The sequence below is a fragment of the Pseudomonas sp. TWP3-2 genome, from assembly GCF_049897765.1.
GTDB lineage: Bacteria > Pseudomonadota > Gammaproteobacteria > Pseudomonadales > Pseudomonadaceae > Aquipseudomonas.
Genome location: NZ_JAFCWW010000004.1, coordinates 214,290 through 235,068 on the forward strand (window position 1 = coordinate 214,290; position 20,779 = coordinate 235,068).

Annotated in this window: 17 protein-coding genes; 11 read left to right on the plus strand and 6 right to left on the minus strand. The window is 59.6% G+C overall.

The features are described 5' to 3' along the window. Nucleotides 1–37: 37 nt before the first annotated feature. Nucleotides 38–262: a YgdI/YgdR family lipoprotein gene (locus ACP7EE_RS08545; RefSeq protein WP_426234205.1), complete on the minus strand. Its 225-nt coding sequence runs from the start codon at nucleotides 260–262 to the stop codon at nucleotides 38–40. Between the two features lie 200 nt (nucleotides 263–462). Between ACP7EE_RS08545 and ACP7EE_RS08550 the strand changes: the two genes are divergently transcribed. From ACP7EE_RS08550 to ACP7EE_RS08570, 5 genes are all read left to right on the plus strand, one after another. Further along, the gene (locus ACP7EE_RS08550; RefSeq protein WP_426234206.1) at nucleotides 463–2,115 is read left to right on the plus strand and encodes a VRR-NUC domain-containing protein; all 1,653 of its coding nucleotides are present in this window, start codon (nucleotides 463–465) and stop codon (nucleotides 2,113–2,115) included. Further along, nucleotides 2,112–4,397, plus strand: a complete 2,286-nt coding sequence (locus ACP7EE_RS08555; protein WP_426234207.1) for an ATP-dependent DNA helicase — start codon at nucleotides 2,112–2,114, stop codon at nucleotides 4,395–4,397. The genes ACP7EE_RS08550 and ACP7EE_RS08555 overlap by 4 nt, the downstream gene beginning before the upstream one ends. A 186-nt stretch (nucleotides 4,398–4,583) precedes the next feature. Continuing rightward, nucleotides 4,584–5,492, plus strand: coding sequence for a zeta toxin family protein (locus tag ACP7EE_RS08560; protein WP_426234208.1), 909 nt, complete (start codon nucleotides 4,584–4,586; stop codon nucleotides 5,490–5,492). A gap of 95 nt (nucleotides 5,493–5,587) precedes the next feature. Further along, on the plus strand, nucleotides 5,588–7,510 hold the full coding sequence (locus ACP7EE_RS08565) for a PAS domain S-box protein (protein WP_426234209.1): 1,923 nt from the start codon (nucleotides 5,588–5,590) through the stop codon (nucleotides 7,508–7,510). A gap of 74 nt (nucleotides 7,511–7,584) precedes the next feature. Continuing rightward, nucleotides 7,585–8,121 (plus strand): hypothetical protein, encoded by a 537-nt coding sequence (locus tag ACP7EE_RS08570; RefSeq protein WP_420650726.1) that lies wholly within the window; start codon nucleotides 7,585–7,587, stop codon nucleotides 8,119–8,121. 54 nt (nucleotides 8,122–8,175) lie between these two features. On the opposite strand, the gene ACP7EE_RS08575 is transcribed toward ACP7EE_RS08570, so the two are convergent. Continuing rightward, on the minus strand, nucleotides 8,176–8,472 hold the full coding sequence (locus ACP7EE_RS08575) for a hypothetical protein (protein WP_420650725.1): 297 nt from the start codon (nucleotides 8,470–8,472) through the stop codon (nucleotides 8,176–8,178). Here ACP7EE_RS08575 and ACP7EE_RS08580 point away from each other — a divergent pair. After that, entirely contained in the window at nucleotides 8,471–8,671 is a 201-nt protein-coding gene (locus ACP7EE_RS08580; protein ID WP_426234210.1) for a hypothetical protein, read from the plus strand. The genes ACP7EE_RS08575 and ACP7EE_RS08580 overlap by 2 nt on opposite strands. Here ACP7EE_RS08580 and ACP7EE_RS08585 read toward each other — a convergent pair. Both ACP7EE_RS08585 and ACP7EE_RS08590 read right to left on the minus strand, forming a co-directional pair. Further along, nucleotides 8,646–10,001, minus strand: a complete 1,356-nt coding sequence (locus ACP7EE_RS08585; protein WP_426234211.1) for a cation:proton antiporter — start codon at nucleotides 9,999–10,001, stop codon at nucleotides 8,646–8,648. The genes ACP7EE_RS08580 and ACP7EE_RS08585 overlap by 26 nt on opposite strands. A gap of 179 nt (nucleotides 10,002–10,180) precedes the next feature. Beyond that, nucleotides 10,181–11,323 carry a MalY/PatB family protein gene (locus tag ACP7EE_RS08590; protein ID WP_426200745.1) on the minus strand — a complete coding sequence of 381 codons (1,143 nt, stop codon included), beginning with the start codon at nucleotides 11,321–11,323 and terminating at the stop codon, nucleotides 10,181–10,183. A 286-nt stretch (nucleotides 11,324–11,609) separates the two neighbouring features. Here ACP7EE_RS08590 and fdnG point away from each other — a divergent pair, with 286 nt between their 5' ends. Genes fdnG through fdhE form a run of 4 tightly spaced genes read left to right on the plus strand, consistent with a single transcriptional unit; the run spans nucleotide 11,610 to nucleotide 17,206 of the window. Further along, entirely contained in the window at nucleotides 11,610–14,684 is a 3,075-nt protein-coding gene (fdnG, locus tag ACP7EE_RS08595) for a formate dehydrogenase-N subunit alpha (RefSeq protein ID WP_426234212.1), read from the plus strand. A 14-nt stretch (nucleotides 14,685–14,698) separates the two neighbouring features. Beyond that, nucleotides 14,699–15,634: a formate dehydrogenase subunit beta gene (fdxH, locus tag ACP7EE_RS08600; protein ID WP_426234213.1), complete on the plus strand. Its 936-nt coding sequence runs from the start codon at nucleotides 14,699–14,701 to the stop codon at nucleotides 15,632–15,634. Then, nucleotides 15,631–16,278 carry a formate dehydrogenase subunit gamma gene (locus ACP7EE_RS08605; protein WP_426234214.1) on the plus strand — a complete coding sequence of 216 codons (648 nt, stop codon included), beginning with the start codon at nucleotides 15,631–15,633 and terminating at the stop codon, nucleotides 16,276–16,278. Before fdxH ends, ACP7EE_RS08605 begins: the two co-directional genes overlap by 4 nt. Nucleotide 16,279: 1 nt before the next feature. Further along, on the plus strand, nucleotides 16,280–17,206 hold the full coding sequence (fdhE, locus tag ACP7EE_RS08610; RefSeq protein ID WP_426234215.1) for a formate dehydrogenase accessory protein FdhE: 927 nt from the start codon (nucleotides 16,280–16,282) through the stop codon (nucleotides 17,204–17,206). Between the two features lie 20 nt (nucleotides 17,207–17,226). Here fdhE and ACP7EE_RS08615 read toward each other — a convergent pair whose 3' ends face one another. Next, complete coding sequence (locus tag ACP7EE_RS08615; RefSeq protein WP_426234216.1) at nucleotides 17,227–19,194, minus strand: alkyl/aryl-sulfatase; 1,968 nt, start codon at nucleotides 19,192–19,194, stop codon at nucleotides 17,227–17,229. A 104-nt stretch (nucleotides 19,195–19,298) separates the two neighbouring features. Between ACP7EE_RS08615 and ACP7EE_RS08620 the strand changes: the two genes are divergently transcribed. Further along, on the plus strand, nucleotides 19,299–20,183 hold the full coding sequence (locus ACP7EE_RS08620; RefSeq protein ID WP_426234217.1) for a LysR family transcriptional regulator: 885 nt from the start codon (nucleotides 19,299–19,301) through the stop codon (nucleotides 20,181–20,183). 44 nt (nucleotides 20,184–20,227) lie between these two features. Here the strand turns inward: ACP7EE_RS08620 and ACP7EE_RS08625 are convergent, their stop codons facing one another. After that, nucleotides 20,228–20,623, minus strand: a complete 396-nt coding sequence (locus ACP7EE_RS08625; RefSeq protein WP_426234218.1) for a hypothetical protein — start codon at nucleotides 20,621–20,623, stop codon at nucleotides 20,228–20,230. Between the last annotated feature and the right edge of the window lie 156 nt (nucleotides 20,624–20,779).

The following is a 20,779-nucleotide window of genomic DNA, read 5'->3' on the forward strand; positions in this document are numbered from 1 at the left end:
TTCTCGGAGCTGCCGGTCAGGCAGCTCCACAAAACGATCAGTCTTCCTTGCGCACCGTCGCCACTTCATCGGCGCGGACTTTTACCTTGGCTCCGGAAATATCCTCGAACTCGTAGAAGCCGTCAGTGTTTTTGGTTTTCGGCATGTCTTCGGTCAAATACTGAGTACCGTTCTGCAGGGTGACCACCGTCGGGGTGGAGCAGCCTGCCAGGCTCAGCAGCGCTGCAACAGCCAAAGGCACACCCAAAGTCTTGAAATTCATAGCAACCTCTTATTCCATGTCTTGTGACCGAAGTCGGTCTTATACCGCGGTTGGTGCCGTCAGATCGGTAAAAGTTCATACACCGGTGAAAAAATCCCCCACGATCAGTGCCGCTGATCCTTTTCCGTTTGCACCCGTCGGGCCGTAGCTGTTATCTGTACGCATAACCAGTACCCGCTCGCCATGGCTCCGAAATCACCGTGATTGCAAATCCGCTCGACGACCCGTTCTATTACCTCAACAACTTCCGGCAAGTGCTTGATTGGCTTGAGCTTCGCTATGCCGATCTGATGAGTGAGGACGAACTCGCGTTCATCCAGACCTTCAACATATTGCCGCGCGCCTCGCAGGGTTTGCTGGTGCGCATGGTGATGCGCAAGGGTGTGCACTTTCGCGCCGGCAAACTCAACTATGCAGAAATCGGCGACATTCCTGGCGCGGCGCAACCTCTGCTCGATCTCGGCTGGCTCGACGACGCGGCGCCAGTGTCGATGCACGAGCTGTTTGAAGTGTTGCTCAAGGCGGAAATCCTGCAAGCGTTCGGCCCGGCCATCGTTGAACCCAAGGGCAAGAAAGTCGATTGGCTGCCGTTGCTGCACGATCTGCATCCGGAACCGCGCCCGTTGGTTGATTGGTGCCCGTCATTGCAAGACCGATTGCTGAGCCTGACGCTGATGGATCTGTGCGACCGCTTCCGCCTGATGTTCTTCGGCAATCTGTATCAGGACTGGTCGGAGTTCGTGCTGGCCGATCTCGGCATCTTTACCTACGAAAAAGTCGAATTCTGTGCCGACTCCCGCGGCCTGCGCAGCCGTGCCGACGTCGATGCCTGCCTGTTTCTGCACGCATGTCAGCAGCGCTTCGAGGCCGGCGAGCCGTTGGAGGAGATTGTCGAGCAAGTCCACGCGCTGCATTTCGACAATCCATGGCTGCAACGCCGCCGGGCCAAGCTGTTGTTTCAGATCGGTCAGTATTGCGAACGCATCGGCGAGTTCGCTCTGGCGCTTGGTGTTTACCGCGATTGCACTTATCCCGGTGCACGCTTGCGCATGATCCGCGTGCTTGAGCGCAGTGGCGAATATGCGTTGGCGCTGGAGCTGGCCGAGATTGCTCAACAGGCGCCGCACAGTGCTACCGAGCAGCAAGGCCTGCAGCGGGTGATGCCACGCCTGCGGCGCAAACTCGGTGGGCCGCCGCTCAAACGTGCTGCGGCGAAACCTGTGGAACGACTCGATCTGCACCTGCCGCGCACTGATCTGACGCGTTCGGTGGAATTCCACGTACAGGCGCATCTGCATGACGATGCCGGACCGGTGCATTACGTGGAAAACAGCCTGATCAACTCCTTGTTTGGCCTGCTGTGCTGGCCAGCGATTTTCGCGCCGTTGCCAGGGGCATTCTTTCACCCGTTCCAGCGTGGGCCGGTGGATCTGCTCAATGAAGACTTCCAGCAGCGCCGGGGCGAACTGTTCCAGGCTTGTCTGGCCGAACTCGACGACGGGCGTTATGCCGACACCATCCGCACGCGCTTCGTGACCAAGTGGGGCGTGCAGTCGCCGTTCGTGTTCTGGGGCGCACTCAACGAAAATCTGCTGGAGCAGGCACTGGCCTGTTTGCCCGCCGAACACCTGAAACACTGGTTCAACCGCTTGCTGCTGGACATCAAGGCCAATCGTACCGGCATGCCCGACCTGATCCAGTTCTGGCCGCAGGAAAAAACTTACCGGATGATCGAAGTCAAAGGCCCCGGCGACCGTTTGCAGGACAACCAGTTACGCTGGATCGAGTTCTGCCACGCGCATCAGATGCCGGTTGCCGTGTGTTACGTGCAATGGGCGGAGCAGGGCGCTTGAGCTACAGCATTGCCGTACGCGCGCTGTGCGAGTTCACCGCCAAGACCGGCGACCTCGACTTACGCTTCACGCCGTCACCCACCGCGCTGGAAGGCATCGCCGGCCACCGCACCGTGGCCTCGCGCCGCAGTGAGGGTTATCAAAGCGAAGTCTCGCTGGAAGGCTCATTCGGCGAGTTGAAGATCAAAGGTCGGGCGGATGGATACGATCCCGCGCAGAACTGCCTGGAAGAAGTCAAAACCTACCGTGGTGACCTGAGCAAGCAACCGCTCAATCACCGCCATTTGCACTGGGCGCAGGCGAAAATCTACGGCTGGCTGATGTGTCAGAAGCTGCAGCTTGAACAAATCAATCTGGCGCTGGTGTATTTCGACATCGTCAGCGAGAAGGAAACCTGTCTGGTCGAAGCCTTCAGTGCCGAGGTGTTGCAACAGTTTTTCGAGCAGCAGTGCCGGTTGTTCCTGCAATGGGCCGAGCAGGAAATGGCCCATCGCGAGGCGCGCAATAGTGCTGCTACGGATCTGAAGTTTCCCCATGCCGATTTTCGTCCCGGCCAACGCCATCTCGCAGAGTCAGTCTTCAAAGCCGCGAGCACCGGCCGCTGCCTGATGGCCCAGGCACCGACCGGCATCGGCAAAACCCTGGGCACTTTGTTTCCGCTGCTCAAGGCCATGGCGCCGCAGCAACTCGACAAAGTGTATTTCCTCACCGCCAAGACGCCGGGGCGCAAACTGGCGCTGGATGCGGCGCAAGTGTTGTTCGATCACAGCGAAATCCTGCCGTTGCGGGTGCTGGAAATGGTCGCCCGAGACAAGGCTTGCGAGCATCCCGACAAGGCCTGTCACGGCGAATCCTGTCCGTTGGCGCAAGGCTTCTACGATCGCTTGCCCGCTGCGCGCAAGGCTGCCAGTCAGTTGAACCGGCTCAATCAAGCGGCCATCCGCGAAGTCGCCGCGCAACACACGGTGTGCCCGTATTACCTGAGCCAGGAAATGGCCCGCTGGGCCGACGTGGTGGTGGCCGACTACAACTATTACTTCGATTTCAGCGCGCTGTTGTTCGGCCTTGCGCAGCTCAACCAATGGAAAGTTGCGGTGCTGGTAGACGAGGCGCACAACCTGGTGGAACGCGGGCGGCAGATGTACAGCGCGACCCTCGATCAGGCGACGCTGAACAATGTGCGCAAAACCGCGCCCGAGCCGTTGAAGAAGGCATTGCAGCGGGTCAACCGCGAATGGAACGCGCTGCACAACGGCCAGCTCGCCACTTATCAAGCCTACGACAAGGCTCCGGAGAAGCTGCTTCAGGCAATTTCCCTGTGCAGCGGCAGCATCGGCGATTACTTCAACGATCACCCGCAAGGCCTCGACAGCGGCTTGCAGAACTTCTACTTTGAGATGCTGCAGTTTGGCCGGGTGGCGGAGCTGTTTGATGCGCACTATCTGTTCGACATCAGCAAACGTGACCTCGACCGCAAGCGACCGCTGTCGCAACTGTGCCTGCGCAACGTAGTCCCCGCCGCGTTCATCGGCCCGCGCCTGACCGCCGCGCGCAGCAGCGTGCTGTTTTCCGCGACCCTCAGCCCACGGCACTATTACGCCGACTTGCTCGGCACCCCGGCCGACACCGTGTGGATCGACGTCGAATCACCGTTCAGCGCCGAGCAGTTGCAAGTGCAGATCATCAGCCGGATTTCCACGCGCTTTGCCCACCGCCAGGCATCGCTGGAGCCGATTGTCGAGTTGATCGCCCGGCAGTTCAGCGAGCGGCCGGGCAACTATCTGGCGTTCTTCAGCAGCTTCGATTACCTGCAACAGGTCGCGCAGTTACTCGCCGAGCGCCATCCGCACATCACCTTGTGGCTGCAATCGCGGGGCATGGCCGAGGGCCAACGGCAGGATTTTCTCGATCAGTTCACCGCTGACAGCCAGGGCGTAGGCTTCGCGGTACTCGGTGGCGCGTTCGGTGAAGGCATCGACTTGCCCGGCGCGCGGCTGATCGGCGCATTCATCGCGACCCTCGGGCTGGCACAACTGAACCCGGTCAACGAGCAATTGAAGCGGCGCATGGCGGCGATCTTCGGCGCCGGTTACGACTACACCTACTTGTTCCCCGGCGTGCAGAAAGTGGTGCAGGCCGCCGGGCGGGTAATCCGCACGCAGCAGGATCGCGGGGTAGTGATGTTGATCGATGACCGCTTTGGCGAGAGCCGGGTCAAGCAACTGCTGCCGCGTTGGTGGTCGGTGGACTGTCAGGAAAATGACCGGGAAATCGCAGGCTAATTCTATTTTTTCGTGCGTTTGCCGAGTCCATTCCGAGTGAGAATTCACTTTAAGTTGTAGGAATATTTCGCTTTAAATCCAATGACATATCTTGTCAAACACCGTCCTTTGAAAAAGCCCGCCAACGGGTCTTTAGTCATAGGGCCGGCCCTCGGCACATACCGACATTTGATAAGGAAATCGCCCATGTCCACCCCCGCAACCTACAGCTACACGCCGCAACAGCTAAGCGTCGCATTCGATACGATCAGCGCTACGCTGTTTGCCGACATCACGGCCGACACCACGCCGAAAATGTTAGTGACTGCTGGCGTACAAAGCTCCGGCAAAACCTACCTCCTGGAAAAACAACTGCTGCCGTCTGGTCGCTACAAGAATTACGTGCGGTTGTACCTGCCGGAATACCGCAAACAGCACCCGCAATACGCAGAGATGATCAAGCAAGGGGTTCTGCATGCCTATGAACACACCGATGCCTTCATTCGCGACCTGTGCGGGCAAATCTTCAAGCAAGCCTTCGCGCAAAAACTCAACATCATTATCGAGTGCGCTTACGACAGTATCGATTTCGCGGCATCACCTGATTACGCAGCGAATGCTGGCTACCAAATGGAAGTCCATGTCGTCGCCTGCAACCTGCCGTTTGCGTTTATTTCAGGCGTGCAGCGTGGCTTCAAAAGTCTGGAGAAAGGCGAGCTGGAACGTTTTCTCCGGCCCGCGACGCTGAAATCCAGTTTCGACACCGCCCATGCAGTGCTGTACGCGCTGGAGGCAGCGAGCAAAAAAGTCAGCGGCTCCCAGGTGTTTCTGTACGAACGCGGATTCGGAGCCATGCAAGATCGAGCACTACGGGCACACAGCGCCTATGCCCTCGATGCAGAAAACCAACTGACGATCACCTCAACCTCCACTCCCTACAGCTATAGCGTCTATGAGCGCATCGTCGGCAAGTCGGTCAGCAGCGAAGCCGAACGCAACGAGCTGATCAAGGAAAGCCATCTGGCACTGCACAAAGCCACGCAATACGCAGCGCAGGTGCCAGATTATCTGTTCAACGCCCTGTATTCGCGCATCGTCAAATACGTTCAGCGTTGAACATCCGCCCATCGCGTAAACCAGTGTGCTTTTGCGCCTCCCCAATCCGTCGGATTGACGCATACTTCTGCCAATGACTACGTGCGGTGAGCCCAATGAGCGAGAACAACAAGAAAAATACCGCGATTGAGGAAATGCGCTTCCGTCTGTTGATCGATGCCGTGGTCGATTATGCGATCTACATGATTGACCCCACCGGCGTCATCACCAGCTGGAACTCCGGCGCCAAACGCTTCAAGGGTTATGAAGAAGCCGAGATTCTCGGCGAGCACTTTTCACGTTTCTATACCGATGAAGACCGCGCCGCCGGTTTGCCGCAGCGTGCGCTCGACACGGCCATCCATGAAGGGCGGTTCGAAGGCGAAGGCTGGCGGGTACGCAAGGACGGCACGCACTTCTGGTGCCACGTGGTGATCGACCCGATATTCAGCCCGAGCGGAGAGTTGCTGGGGTTTGCCAAGATTACCCGCGACCTGACCGACCGCAAGATGGCCGAAGAAACCCTCAAGCGCAGTGAACAGCAGTTCCGTTTGCTGGTGCAGGGCGTCACCGACTATGCGATCTACATGCTCAGCCCGGAAGGTTTGGTAACCAACTGGAACCCCGGCGCACAGCGGATCAAGGGTTACGCCCCGCAGGAAGTCATCGGCGAGCATTTTTCGATGTTCTACACCCCCGAAGACCGCGAACTGGGCGAGCCGCAACGTGCGCTGGAAACCGCGGTGCGCGAAGGGCGCTTCGAGAACAAGACCTGGCGCATGCGCAAAGATGGCACCCGGTTCATGGCGCACGTAGTGGTGGATGCAATTCGCGGCGACACCGGCACCTTGCTCGGTTTCGCCAAGATCACCCGCGACGTCACCGAAGCCCACCAGACCCAGCTTGATCTGGAGCGCACCCGTGAAGCGTTGTTCCAGGCGCAGAAGATGCAAGCCATCGGTCAACTCAGTGGCGGCATCGCTCACGACTTCAATAATTTGCTGACGGTGATCCTCGGCAATCTGGAGATCGTGCGTAAACGCGTTGGCGAAGACCCGAAAATCAATCGCTTGCTGGAAAACGCCACTCAAGGTGCGCTGCGCGGCGTGTCGCTGACCCAACGCATGCTGGCATTTGCCCGTCGTCAGGAACTCAAGACCGAAGCGGTCGACATCCCCAAACTGGTGCAAGGCATCAGTGGCCTGCTGCAAAGTTCATTGGGGCCGGGGATCAAGATCGACAGCCATTTTCCCGCCGATCTCGAACCGGTGCTGGCCGACACCAACCAGCTGGAACTGGCCGTGCTCAATCTGGCGACCAACGCCCGGGATGCGATGCCCGACGGCGGCAGCGTGGTGATCCGTGCACAACCCGAAGTCGTGCTGGAAAACATTCATTCGACAATGGCAGCTGGGCGTTACGTCTGTCTGAGCGTGAGCGATAACGGCGAAGGCATGGACGAAACGACCCTGGCGTCAGCCACCGATCCGTTTTTCACCACCAAAGGCCTCGGCAAAGGCACCGGGCTTGGCTTGTCGATGGTGCACGGGTTTATCGAGCAACTCGGTGGACGTTTCATCCTCAAAAGCGCCACGGGGCAGGGCACCACGGCCGAACTATGGCTGCCGGTCGCCGGCCATGACGTAACCGTCAAGCTGTTGAGGCAGAATGTCGCGACGGCTGTGGTGCCGCGCTTGAGCGTATTGGTGGTGGACGACGACAGTCTGGTGCTGACCAGTACCAGCCTGTTGCTGGAGGATCTGGGCCATCGCGTGCTGAATGCCGAATCTGGTGCCGAGGCGCTGGCATTGATTGGTCGAGGCGAACCCATCGACCTGATCATCACCGACATGGCCATGCCGCAGATGACCGGAGCGCAACTGGCGCATGCCGTGCGTCTGCTCAAACCAGATCTGCCGATCATCCTCGCTACCGGTTACGCCGAACGCCTGGAAGGCTTCGCGGCGGGCTTGCCACGTTTGCCGAAACCGTTCAATCAACTCAATCTGGTGCAAATCATCGCCCAATCGATGAAATGACCCCAGCCCGATCCGGCTGAACTTGTGCGCGACCGCAGACATCGAAACGCTTTGTCCCTTTGAGCGTGTCTCCCGTGCCTCGCATCCTGACCGAACCCACCGCTGAAGAAACCCTGACCGAACACGACGCCAAGATGTTCGGCTCGCCCAAGGAACGCCTGGATTTCTACCGCCGGGAAATTCAGTACGAAACCACCATTCTGGCCAACCGCACCGACGCCTATCTGGCCGCGCAATCGTTTCTGGTGATTGCCTTCGCGTCATGCATGGCCAATCTCAATCCGGAATGGGGCAAGTTGTTCACCATTGTCGTGCCGCCATTTCTCGCGTTGCTCGGCCTGCTCAGTTCACTCAACGCCTGGCCGGGCATTCGTGCGGCGTACGACATCATTGATCACTGGCATTACAAACAAAGCGAATTGCTGCGCGCCGAACCGTTGATGGGGCTGGCGTACGACGAATCGCCACTGTTCGCCGAAATGGAGTCGAGCCACAAGGGCTACCGCAAGTCGCTGCTGTTCTCGGTGCGTACGCCGTGGATCTTCGCCACGTTCTGGGTGCTGCTCGGGACTTACTCTTTCTATATTCAGGTGACCAATCCCGGCAGCTGAAAGACGCGCAATAAAAAGCCCGGCCATTTTGGGCCGGGCTTTTTATTGAACGGATCAAACGTGCGATTCAAGCTCGCGGCGCAAGCCTTGCGAGTTCTGGGTCGACATCGGCACAGGCGGGAAGTCTGCGTTAAGTACGCACAAATGCTCGATGGCATCCTCAAACTTCATGTCAGCCTTACGGCGCAACGCCTGATAGTGATCAAACTTCCTGAAATCCAGATCATGTCCTTCCAGCAGCTCGTGGGCCTGTCGATTCAGCGTCTGCGCTTCTTCGAACAATTGCTGGTTGCGCTCGAGGGCGAGGGTTCTGCAAGCCTTGATCTGTGCGGGAGTCGAGCATTCTTTCATGACCGTGACCTTCTTCTTCGGGATTCCTTGGATCAGGCTGGATGCCGCAGGGGAACCGAACCTGCCGGACTTCGCCGAACATGTTTGGCGAGGAGTTATAGCTGTGACCGGAGACAAACGCGGCGGGATCCATTTTTTTGCAGAAGAAAATTCGATGGTTAAGTGCCGAGGATTCAGCGCAAAGAATCGGCTTTTCTGATTTTACGCTGCTCGTAGCGGGCAAGTATCGGCTGGGTGCTGATGCCATGCAGCAAAATGCTCAGTGCCACCACTGACAAGGTCAGATCGGTGCATAGCGTGGCCAGCGAGTCGCTCAGCCCATGATTCAAGGCATAGAACAGATAGAACAGACTGCCGATCCCGCGAATACCGAACCAGCCAATCAACAAGCGTTGCCGTCCCGCCAGCAACGTTCCCCACGGCATCACCGCGACACATAACGGACGAATCACGCAGAACAGCACGCCGCCGACCAGCAGCGCTCGCCAGTCCCAATGGGCCAGCAATACCACGCCGAGTAACGTCACCAGAAACACTTCCATTGCGCGCTCGACCAGACTGCCGAACGCGAGCATGTCGCTCATCATGATGCCCGCAGCGACCTGGCTGTCTTCCAGTTGCTCGGTATTGCCATGCACCGCGTGCTGCGGCTCGACGTTCTGATGACCGACCACCGGCTGCACCAGATGCTCGGCGGGCAGTTGGCCGACACCCGTGGATTTGACTTCCTCCTGGCGCAGACCCAATCCCGCAGCAAACACCGACAGAAAGCCGTAACCGCCAATGGCCTCGGCGACCACGTAAGCCAGAGCGATCAATGCCAGCGCCAGATAGTCATTCGGGCTGAGCGTGCTGTCGTCGTTGTGAATTCGCAGCGACAGAGTCAGGCGTCCAATACCGCGGCCCATCCAGTAACCGGTGAGCAGTCCGGCCGGCACTGCCCACAGCACACTGCGCAAAACCCAGTCGGTCCACTCGCCGGCCATGCCATCGCTGTGCAACAGCAGCAGACCAAGAATTACAAACGGGAAGGCGATGCCGTCATTCAGACCCGCTTCGCCGGACAGACCGAAGCGAACGCTGTCCTCGTCTCGCGCATCGTTGACCGATACCAGCGCCGCCAGCACCGGATCGGTCGGGGCCAGCATCGCGCCGATCAACACCGACGGCCCCCAATCCAGACGCAAGCCGAAATGCAGCAACAGGCATACGCCGATGATGGTCAACACCATCACCGGCCCGGCCAGCCCGAACGCAATTCGCCAGCGCTTGTCGCGCAGTGGCAAACGCAGCTTCAATCCGCAGACAAACAGCGAAAACAGCACCGCGACTTCGGTCAGGTGTTCCATCCACAGAGAGGCGTCGTCCAGCGACAGTTTCAGCAGATCCAGACCACTGGGACCGATAGCCACGCCCAACAGCAAACACACCGCCGAAGTGGTGACCGGCATCCAGCGCAGATACGAGGAGGTCAGCGCCAGGGTCAACAGCACTGCGCCGAGCACAGCTACCCAAATGATGAAACTCATGGCACAGCCTCACGACAGGTATGGGCGGTTGACCCGCTACGTTTGCCGTGAGTTCGATTGGATGTGCGACACATTCAATGTGGGAGCGGGCTTGCCCGCGATAGCGTCAGGTCAGCCAACATCTATATCGACTGGAATTACGTCATCGCGGGCAAGCCCGCTCCCACAGGGTGAGTGGTTTATTTGAGGCTGCGCTCCATCCGCGCAATGCCTTCTTCGAGCAGCGCACGCGGGCAGCCGAAGTTCAGGCGCACGAATTGCTGGCCGTGATCGCCGAAATCCAGACCCGGGCTGAGGCCGACTCGCGCCTGTTCAAGGAAAAACTTCTGCGGATCGTCCAGCCCCAGCGCCGAGCAGTCGAGCCACGCCAGATAAGTGCCCTGCGGCACATTAACGGTCACGCCCGGCAGGCGACTGCGCACCGCGTCGACCAGATAATCACGGTTGGCTTGCAGATACTGCTTGAGCGCTTGCAGCCACGGGCCACCTTCGCTGTAGGCCACGCGGGTAGCTTCCATGCCCAACGGATTGACACTGTCGACCATGCCGCAACGCGCGTGGTTGACCCGCTCACGTACGGCAGCGTCCTGAATAATCATGAACGAGGTCTTGAGGCCCGCAATGTTGTAAGCCTTGCTCGCCGACATCAGCGTAATCGTGCGCCGGGCGATCTCAGGACTCAGTGCCGCGGTCGGAACATGCACGCGACCGTCGTAACACAGCTCGGCGTGGATTTCGTCGGAGATGATCCACGCGTCCTGCGCCATGCAGATGTCCGCCACGGCTTGCAGCTCGGCACGATCAAACACCTTGCCGATCGGGTTGTGCGGATTGCTCAGCAACAGCGCGCCGCCGCCAGTCAGTGATTCACGCAATGCATTCAGCGGCGTGGCGTAGGTGCCGTCAGCCTGCGCGTCAAATTCCAGCTCAACCTTGTTCATCCCCCAGTTCCCCGGCGCGTGGCGCAGTGGCGGGTAGTTCGGGGTCTGCACCACGACGTTCTGTTGCGGTTGCACCAAGGCTTTAAGCGCCATGTTGAAACCCGCTTCGACGCCGGGCAGGAACACTAATTCCTGCGGCTGCACGCGCCAGGCAAACTTGGCCCACAGATCGGCGACGATGGCTTCGCGCAGGTTCTGCTGCGGCACGCTGTAACCCACCAACGGATGCAGCAGGCGCTTTTGCAGCGCCTCGATGACGACGGGCGGCGCGGCGAAATCCATGTCAGCGACCCACATTGGCAGCACGTCAGCCGAATAGCGGCTCCACTTGGTGCTGCCGGTGTCGTGGCGGTCGAATACCTGATCAAAATCGAAAGTCATGCGCGGTCTCGGAGAGGCAAGTCATTAGTGGCCGCCATGATAAGCCCGGAACCCCTGTAGGAGCTGCCGAAGGCTGCGATCTTTTGACTTTGGCTTCGAAAAACCAGATCAAAAGATCGCAGCCTCGTTTTACTCGACAGCTCCTACAGGGGATTTGTGTTGGATTGTGACTTTGTGGTGGCCGACGGTCGGTATTCATACAGACCAACGGGGCGTTGGCTAAGGTTAAGAAGTGTTCAAAACAAACCCGGCCAAGTACCGGGTTCCACCTGATCAGGAGTGCACGATGGATCTCAGCCGTCGTCAGTTCTTCAAGGTCGCCGGTATCGGCCTTGCAGGCTCGAGCCTGGGCGCGTTGGGCATGGCCCCGACGCTGGCCTTCGCCGAGCAGGTGCGCCACTTCAAGCTTGCCCATACCCATGAAACCCGCAACACCTGCCCGTATTGCTCGGTCGGTTGCGGCTTGATCATGTACAGCCAGGGCGATGCCGCGAAGAACGTTGCGCAAAACATCATTCATATCGAAGGCGATTCCGATCACCCGGTCAATCGCGGCACCCTGTGCCCGAAAGGCGCGGGCCTGCTCGACTTCATTCACAGCCCCGGCCGCTTGCAGTACCCGCAAGTGCGCAAGCCCGGCAGCACTGAGTGGACGCGAATCGGCTGGGATGAAGCGCTGGATCGCGTCGCCGACCTGATGAAGGCCGACCGCGACGCCAATTTCATCGAGCAGAACGAAAAAGGCCAAACGGTCAATCGCTGGATCACCACCGGGTTCCTCGCGGCCTCGGCGGCGTCCAACGAGGCGGGTTACATAACCCACAAAGTGGTGCGCAGCCTCGGCATGCTGGCGTTCGATAACCAGGCGCGCGTCTGACACGGCCCGACGGTGGCAAGTCTTGCCCCGACGTACGGCCGTGGTGCCATGACCAATACCTGGACCGATATCGCCAACGCGAATCTGATCCTGGTAATGGGCGGCAACGCAGCAGAAGCGCATCCGTGCGGCTTCAAATGGGTGACCGAGGCCAAGGCGCACAACGCCGCGCGGCTGATCGTGGTCGACCCCAGATTCACCCGCACCGCATCCGTGGCCGACTACTACGCGCCGATCCGCACCGGCAGCGACATCGCGTTCATGGGCGGGCTGATCAATTACCTGCTGACCGAGGACAAGATCCAGCACGAATACGTGCGCAACTACACCGACGTTTCGTTTTTGGTCAGACCCGGATTCGGTTTCGAGGACGGACTGTTCACCGGTTACGACGCGGCCAAACGGACCTACGTCGACAAATCCACCTGGGGCTATGAACTGGGCGAGGACGGCTTCGTCACAGTCGACCCGACGCTGCAAGACCCGCGGTGCGTCTATCAATTGATGAAGCAGCATTACAGCCGCTACAACATCGAGCTGGCGAGCCAGATCTGCGGCATGCCGGTCGACGCGATGCAGAAAATCTGGGAGGAAATCGCCACTTGCTCGACACCGGGCAAGACCATGACCATTCTCTATGCGCTGGGCTGGACTCAGCATTCGATCGGTTCGCAGATCATCCGCAGTGCGGCGATGGTGCAACTTCTGCTGGGTAATGTCGGCATGCCCGGCGGCGGTGTCAATGCGTTGCGCGGGCACTCGAACATTCAGGGCCTGACCGACCTCGGCCTGCTGTCCAACGCGCTTCCGGGTTATCTGACCTTGCCGCAGGATAGCGAGCAGGACTTCGCCGCGTTCATCAATAAACGCACGCAAATGCCGCTGCGGCCGGGACAGTTGTCCTATTGGCAGAACTACAGCAAGTTCCACGTCAGCCTGATGAAAGCCTGGTACGGCGCCAACGCCACGGCGGAAAACCAGTGGGGCTACAACTACTTACCGAAACTCGACATTCCCAACTACGACATCCTCAAAGTCTTCGACTTGATGGGGCAGGGCAAGGTCAACGGCTACATCTGCCAGGGCTTCAACCCGATTGCCGCGTTGCCGGACAAAAACCGCGTGATGGCGGCGCTGGCCAAGCTCAAGTGGCTGGTGGTGATGGATCCGCTAGCGACCGAAACCTCGCAGTTCTGGGAAAACGTCGGACCGTACAACGACGTCAAAACCGCCGATATTCAGACCGAAGTGATTCGCCTGCCGACTACCTGTTTCGCCGAAGAGGACGGCTCGCTGGTCAACAGCAGTCGCTGGCTGCAATGGCACTGGAAAGGCGCCGACGGCCCCGGCGAGGCGCGCACCGACGTGCGCATCATGACCGAACTGTTCCTGCGCCTGCGCGAGCGTTATCAGGCCAAGGGCGGCGCTTATCCCGAGCCGATTCTGAAACTCGCGTGGCCGTACAAGCTTCAGGACGAACCGTCGCCGGAAGAAATCGCCAAGGAGATCAACGGCTACGCCACCACCGATTTCACCGATGCCACCGATGCCACCGGTGCGGCGATCAAGGGCAATGCACAACTCGCGGCGTTCTCGCAGCTCAAGGATGACGGCAGCACCGCGTCCGGTTGCTGGATCTTCTGCGGCAGCTGGACCGAGGCCGGTAATCAGATGGCCCGACGTGACAATAACGACCCGTACGGCATGCATCAGCATCAAGGCTGGGCGTGGGCGTGGCCGGCCAATCGGCGGATTCTCTACAACCGCGCTTCGGCGGACGTCGCCGGCAAACCGTGGGACCCGAAAAAACGTCTGGTGTGGTGGAACGGCAAAGCCTGGGGCGGCACCGATGTGCCGGACTACAAGGCCGACGTACCGCCGGAAGCCGGGATGAACCCGTTCATCATGAACCCCGAAGGCGTAGCGCGATTCTTCGCCGTCGACAAGATGAACGAAGGGCCATTCCCCGAGCATTACGAGCCGTTCGAAACGCCGATCGGCATCAATCCGCTGCACCCGAACAACAAGAACGCTACCAGCAACCCGGCGGCACGCATCTTCGATTCGGTGTGGGACAGCCTCGGCGTGGCCAAGGATTACCCATACGCGGCCACCAGTTATCGCCTGACCGAGCATTTCCACTTCTGGAGCAAGCACTGCGAGTTGAACGCGATTGCCCAGCCCGAGCAATTCGTCGAGATCGGCGAAGTGCTGGCCAGGGAGAAAGGCATCGTTGCCGGCGACCGGGTAAGGGTCAGCAGCAAGCGCGGCTTCATCGAAGCGGTGGCCGTGGTAACCAAAAGGATTCGGCCGCTGCAGGTCAACAACCAGGTGGTGCACCAGATCGGCATCCCGCTGCACTGGGGTTTCACCGGCCTGACGCGCCACGGTTATCTGACCAACACCCTGGTGCCGTTCCTCGGCGATGGCAACTCGCAGACCCCGGAATCCAAGTCATTCCTGGTTAACGTGGAGAAGCTCTAATGGAGAATCTTTAGATGGCCAGCCAAGACATCATTGCCCGCTCGGCCACCACCACACCGGCGCCTTCGGTGCGCAATCTGGAGGAAGTTGCCAAGCTGATCGACACCACCAAATGCATCGGCTGCAAGGCCTGTCAGGTCGCGTGCTCGGAATGGAACGAGCTGCGCGACGAGGTCGGCCACAACCACGGCACCTACGACAACCCGCAGGATTTGAGCGCCGAAACCTGGACCTTGATGCGCTTCACCGAGCACGAAACCGACGCCGGCAATCTCGAATGGCTGATCCGCAAGGACGGCTGCATGCACTGCGCCGAACCCGGTTGCCTGGCGGCGTGCCCAAGCCCCGGAGCGATCATCAAGCACGCCAACGGCATCGTCGATTTCGATCAGGATCACTGCATCGGCTGCGGCTATTGCATCACCGGTTGCCCGTTCAACATTCCGCGCATTTCGCAGAAGGATCACAAAGCCTATAAATGCACCTTGTGTTCGGACCGGGTCGCGGTGGGCCTGGAGCCGGCCTGTGTGAAAACCTGTCCGACCGGGGCCATCGTGTTCGGCACTAAAGAAGACATGAAAACCCACGCCGCCGAACGCATTGTCGATCTGAAAAGCCGTGGCTTCGAGAATGCCGGCCTGTATGACCCGGCAGGCGTCGGCGGCACGCATGTCATGTACGTTCTGCACCACGCCGACACGCCGTCAATCTACGCCGCGCTGCCCAACGACCCGGCGATCAGTCCGCTGGTGGGGCTGTGGAAAGGCATCAGCAAACCGCTCGCCCTGCTGGCGATGGGCGCCGCGGTGTTGGCCGGATTCTTCCATTACGTGCGCATCGGGCCGAACCGCGTCGAGGAAGATGAGCATCCGACGCCGCCCGACACCTCGGTGCATGTCGTCGACCCGGCGGTGCACACCTTCGACCCACGCGGGGAAGACCGGCCATGAGCAACAAGACGATCCTGCGTTACACCGCCAACCAGCGCACCAATCACTGGCTGGTGGCGATCCTGTTTTTCATGGCCGGGCTGTCGGGGCTGGCGTTGTTTCATCCTTCGTTGTTCTGGCTGAGCAACCTGTTCGGCGGCGGGCCGTGGACGCGGATACTGCATCCGTTCATGGGCGTGGCGATGTTTGTATTGTTCCTGGGGCTGGTGGTGCAGTTCTGGCGCGCCAACTTTTTCATCGCCAATGACCGCACGTGGTTGCGCCGCATCAATCGGGTCATGGTCAACGACGAACAAAGCGTGCCACCGGTGAGCAAGTACAACGCCGGGCAGAAGCTGCTGTTCTGGACTTTACTGCTGTGCATGCTGGGTTTGCTGTTCAGCGGGCTGGTGATCTGGCGCGCGTATTTCAGCGAGTACTTTGGCATCGCCACGATCCGCTGGGCGATGTTGCTGCATGCGCTGGCGGGGTTTGTGCTGGTGTTGAGCATCATCGTGCACATCTACGCCGGGATCTGGATCAAGGGTTCGATTGACGCGATGTTGCATGGCTGGGTCAGTCGCGCCTGGGCGAGGAAGCACCATGCACTGTGGTATCGCGAAGTGACTCGCGAGCCGATTGATAAAGACCCGAAAAAGGGCTGACATGCCAACCATTCTTGAGCCTGGAGAAATCGAAGCGGCAGCCACTTCGCCGCCGTTTCTGTATCTGCCCCCGCGCAATCTGTTCACCTTGCGTGCCCAGCGCCTGGAGCAATTGGCGCAGGGTCATCCGTTGGCCGATTATCTGCTGCTGATTGCCGGGTTATGCCGCGTGCAACAGCAGATCTTCGATGATCCACCGGCCACAGAACCGTTTGATAAGCAGCGGCTGGAAGTGTGCCGACAACACGGCATGCCGCCGTTCGCTGCCGACACCTTGATCCGCGAAGACACTTGGCAGCTTTACCTCGACGCCTTGCTGCAACGCTACGTCGCGCCGCAGCAACCAGCGGTGCTCGACGCGCTGACCAGTTTGCGCGTGGCCAGCGTCGGACAACTGCGTGCCTGGGCCGTGGCGCTGGTCAGCGGTCAATATTCACTGCTGCCGGCGGCACTGGTGCCGTTTCTCGGCGCGGCGCTGCAGGTCGCCTGGAGCCATTGGCTGCTCAGCGTACCCAACCTGCAACTGACGCCCGGCGACAGCCTCAGCCAATGCCCGGCCTGCGGATCACCGGCAATGGCCGGGGTGATTCGCCATCGCGGCAAACACAACGGTTTGCGCTATCTGGTGTGTTCGCTGTGCGCCTGCGAATGGCATGTGGTGCGGGTCAAGTGTGTGTATTGCGAGCAGAGCAAAGGCCTGAATTACCTGAGCCTTGAGGACGATCGCTACGCGGCCAATCAGGCGCCGTTGCGCGCGGAGTTGTGCCCCGGTTGCAACAGCTATCTGAAATTGTTGTATCTGGAAAATGACGCCGAAGCGGAAGCGCTGTCGGCGGATCTGAGTAGCCTGTTGCTGGACATGCGCCTGTCGCAGGACGGTTATCAGCGACTGGCGCCGAATCTGTTGCTGGCACCCGGAGACGAATGAATCCGGGGGCCACAGTTTGATCAGCGTTGGGAGGTAACGATCGAGAAATTACCCGGCGCTTTTTCCAGCAAACCGAGAAAGCGCACCAGATCGATTTTGCTGCCGTCCACCCGCAACTCGTCGGATGTCAGCGCCTCTTTCAGCCCGGCGCTGCCACCGAGCAGTTGCACGAACAGATTCTTGGTCACCGTCAGCGTCGCATTGGCATCCGCCACCGGCGCGGCTTGGCGATAGTGCAGCACGGCGTTCTCGATCCACAGCACGAAGGATTCGTGGGTGTCGGTCAGCACCAGATTCAACGTCAGGTTTTTACCCGCAGCCGCTGGCCCGTCGAGACTGGCGGCCATGGCTTCGAGGAAGCGCTCGGTCGGCGTTTGTTTCATCAATTCGAGCAAATCCGAACGACGCACGCCTTTGCTGGGCGGGCCGTTGCGCAATTCATCGGCGGCCGTCAGGTAGCTGTTGCGCCAGGTCGCCGATTCCGCCTGATAGCCCATTTGCTCGTAGGCACGCGCCAGCAATTCCTTGGCGGATTTGTCGTCGGGCGCGTCCAGCACCGCTTGATTGAGCAATTCAGCGACCCAGCGGTAATCGCCTTTGTCGTAGGCCACTTGGGCTGCCTGAACCACCTTGGCCGTGCCACCCATCAATGCAACGTAGCGCTTGGCGGCGTCTTTCGGTGCCAGGGGATTGAGGTTCGCCGGGTTGCCATCGTAGGCGCCGAGGTACAGCTGATAGATCGCTTTGACGTTGTGCCGCAGGTCGCCGTAATAACCACGGGTGCCGAAGTACGAGGCCAGCGAGTCGGGCAACTGGATCTGGTCGGCGATTTCGTTGGGCGTGTAGCCGGCGTTCATCAGGCGCACGGTCTGGTCGTGCATGTATTTGTAGACGTCGCGGTGTTTAGTGATGAATTCACGAATTCGCTCGTTACCCCAGATTGGCCAGTTGTGTTGGCCGAAATACACTTCGGTGTCACCCAGCTGATCCAGCGCGGTTTGCGTGTAATTAGACCAGAGCAGCGCATCGCGCACCTTGGCGCCACGGATCGGCAGCAAGTTGTGCATGGTCTGCGCGAGAATCTCCGCGCCGCCATAGGCCTTGCGCGCGGGTACGGAAAAGGTCAGCTCCGCCGGCGCTTCGGCACCGGGCATGTTGTGGAAAATCATGCTCACGCCGTCGAGTACCAGCTCCTGAGTCGGCTGATCGATGATCTGCGTCGGTGCAAGAATGCCGATGCTGCCGTAAGCGACGGTTTTGCCCAGCCCGGTATCGACCATGCCTTTAGCACCCGGCACGAGGTTTTTGCCGAACTGGTACATCGAACGGCGCGACATCGCCGGGCCGGCCAGTACGTTTTCGCTGGTGGCTTCTTCCATGAAGCCGGCCGGGGCGACGATTGGCAGCTTGCGTTGCGCCGCGTCTTCAACCGAGGTGACGCCTAGCACACCGCCGAAATGGTCGGCATGGTCATGGGTGAAGATGATCGCGGTCACCGGTTTGTCGCCGAGTTGCTCGCGAGCGAAGGCCAGCGCAGCGGCGGCGGTTTCCCTTGAGGTCAGCGGATCGACCACGATCCAGCCGGTCTGGCCTTCGATCAGGGTCATGTTGGCGATGTCGAAGCCGCGCAGTTGATAAATACCGTCAGTGACTTTGAACAGGCCGATCTGCGCATTGAGCATCGCATGGCGCCACAGGCTTGGATTGACCGTGGGCGGGGCCTTGCCGGCGACGAAGGTGAACGCATCGAAATCGATCAGGACGCTGCCGTCCGAGCCGAGGATTTTCCCGGTCGGGCGTGCGATGAAACCACGTTTGGCGTCGTCGAAATCCTTGGTATCGGTCAGGTCCAGGCCTTTGACCGAAGCTTCGATCACTGCTGCGGTCGCGGGTGTGGCATCGCCATTGGCCACGCTCACTTTGTGGTTGTCGCAGCCGCCGAGTGCAAGCAGCGTCAATGCGATGAGGGCAGGGCGGGTCGATCTCATTATTGTTGTTCTCTGTGGTCGAGTACGGCCCAGCGTAGGGCGACAGGTGTGATGTGGCCAATGCATTGTTTACATCCAGACAATGCGTGGCTAGCATCGGCGCCATGGATCTCAAACGTCTCAATCATCTGTTAGCCCTCGCCGAAGAACGCCATTTCGGCCGCGCTGCCGAGCGCGTGCACCTCAGCCAACCGGCCCTGAGCCGCAGCATTCAGGCGCTGGAAAACCAGACCGGCCAGCGCCTGTTTGATCGCGACAGCGGAGATGTGCGACCGACGCCGGCCGGGGAATTTCTGATTCAGCGTGCGCGACAATTACTGTTCGATGCGCGTTCGCTTGAGCGCGACATGGCGCTGTATGGCGACAGCCAATTGGGCAGCATCGCCTTCGGCGTCGGACCGTTTCCGGCGGCGATGTTGATGCACCAAGTGCTGCCGCGATTGCGTCTGCAGCATCCGCAGGTTTCGTTGCGCGTAGAGGTAAACAACTGGCAGATTCTCGAAGCGCGGCTGCGCACTGAGGCAATCGAGTTTTTCGTCGCCGACATCCGCAACTTTTCGGCTGATGAGGACTTGCTGATTCGACCATTGGGCCAGGTCTCGGCGGGATTCTTCGTGCGACCGCAGCATCCGCTGGCCGGGCGCGAAGTAACGATGAGAGAACTGCCAACCTACGGCGTCGCGACCACACGCCTGCCGGCGGTGGTGAAGACCGAGGCGCTGCCGATCATGGTCGAGTGTGATGATGTGGCGTTGTTGAAGTCCGTGGCGGGGAGCACCGATACGATCCTCGGCGTCATTCACGGGGCTGTGCTTGAGGATGTGCAGGCGGGCAGGTTGGTCGAGCTGCGGATTGTCGATAAGCCGGAGCTGCACTCGGAGATTGGCTTGGTTAGTTTGCCGAACAGAAGCCTTTCTCCGAGTGCGCGGTGTGTGATTGAGGCGATTGTTGTAGAGGTGGAGGGGGCCGTTGCCACTGGAATCGGTTAGGCAACGGTGGGGTCCTCAAACGTGGGCGCGAGCCCAACGGCTCTTCAATAGCATTGTGGCTCGTACTGGACGATATCGTTTAGGGAAATGAACCGAGACTTTGATTTCTGCGCCTTTGGTACCCACGCATCCAACTCATCATCTTTGATTTCAACGAGCACAATCTGGCCGCGCTGCAGAGCTTGCATCACTTCTGGGGAGGAGAATACAGCCTCTGCATCCAGAAAACTGCCTCGAAAGATCCAGACACCTGACTTTGGAGTATTTTGCTTGTCTGGACGTATTACCCACATTTCAAGTTTTCGCTGCTCCTGGCCGGGGATTGTCGTGAATAAGCCTTCCCCGTAGTCGCGAAGTGTGGGCACGTCGAAGCAGGCCACCTTTAAACGGGCTGTCAGCTCCGCCTGCGTTCCTTTGGGGAAGATGAAAACGAATGCCATGAGATAGCTCCTCAAAATGGTAATAAGCGCCTGCGCCCACTCATGCGCGCGGCATTCCTTGCTTTCGCTACGCCGGGCTGCCACAACGACAATCACCCCGCACATTTCGATCGTGATCCCTGCGCCACTTCTTGGCTACTGTCAGAAATACCAGTC

What these genes read in the sequence shown, in the direction of transcription:
- ACP7EE_RS08545 (WP_426234205.1), bottom strand. Translation starts at nt 262, where the DNA reads ATGAATTTCAAGACTTTGGGTGTGCCTTTGGCTGTTGCAGCGCTGCTG.
- ACP7EE_RS08560 (WP_426234208.1), top strand. Translation starts at nt 4,584, where the DNA reads ATGTCCACCCCCGCAACCTACAGCTACACGCCGCAACAGCTAAGCGTC.
- ACP7EE_RS08565 (WP_426234209.1), top strand. Translation starts at nt 5,588, where the DNA reads ATGAGCGAGAACAACAAGAAAAATACCGCGATTGAGGAAATGCGCTTC.
- ACP7EE_RS08580 (WP_426234210.1), top strand. Translation starts at nt 8,471, where the DNA reads ATGACCGTGACCTTCTTCTTCGGGATTCCTTGGATCAGGCTGGATGCC.
- ACP7EE_RS08575 (WP_420650725.1), bottom strand. Translation starts at nt 8,472, where the DNA reads ATGAAAGAATGCTCGACTCCCGCACAGATCAAGGCTTGCAGAACCCTC.
- ACP7EE_RS08585 (WP_426234211.1), bottom strand. Translation starts at nt 10,001, where the DNA reads ATGAGTTTCATCATTTGGGTAGCTGTGCTCGGCGCAGTGCTGTTGACC.
- ACP7EE_RS08590 (WP_426200745.1), bottom strand. Translation starts at nt 11,323, where the DNA reads ATGACTTTCGATTTTGATCAGGTATTCGACCGCCACGACACCGGCAGC.
- fdxH (WP_426234213.1), top strand. Translation starts at nt 14,699, where the DNA reads ATGGCCAGCCAAGACATCATTGCCCGCTCGGCCACCACCACACCGGCG.
- ACP7EE_RS08605 (WP_426234214.1), top strand. Translation starts at nt 15,631, where the DNA reads ATGAGCAACAAGACGATCCTGCGTTACACCGCCAACCAGCGCACCAAT.
- fdhE (WP_426234215.1), top strand. Translation starts at nt 16,280, where the DNA reads ATGCCAACCATTCTTGAGCCTGGAGAAATCGAAGCGGCAGCCACTTCG.
- ACP7EE_RS08615 (WP_426234216.1), bottom strand. Translation starts at nt 19,194, where the DNA reads ATGAGATCGACCCGCCCTGCCCTCATCGCATTGACGCTGCTTGCACTC.
- ACP7EE_RS08620 (WP_426234217.1), top strand. Translation starts at nt 19,299, where the DNA reads ATGGATCTCAAACGTCTCAATCATCTGTTAGCCCTCGCCGAAGAACGC.
- ACP7EE_RS08625 (WP_426234218.1), bottom strand. Translation starts at nt 20,623, where the DNA reads ATGGCATTCGTTTTCATCTTCCCCAAAGGAACGCAGGCGGAGCTGACA.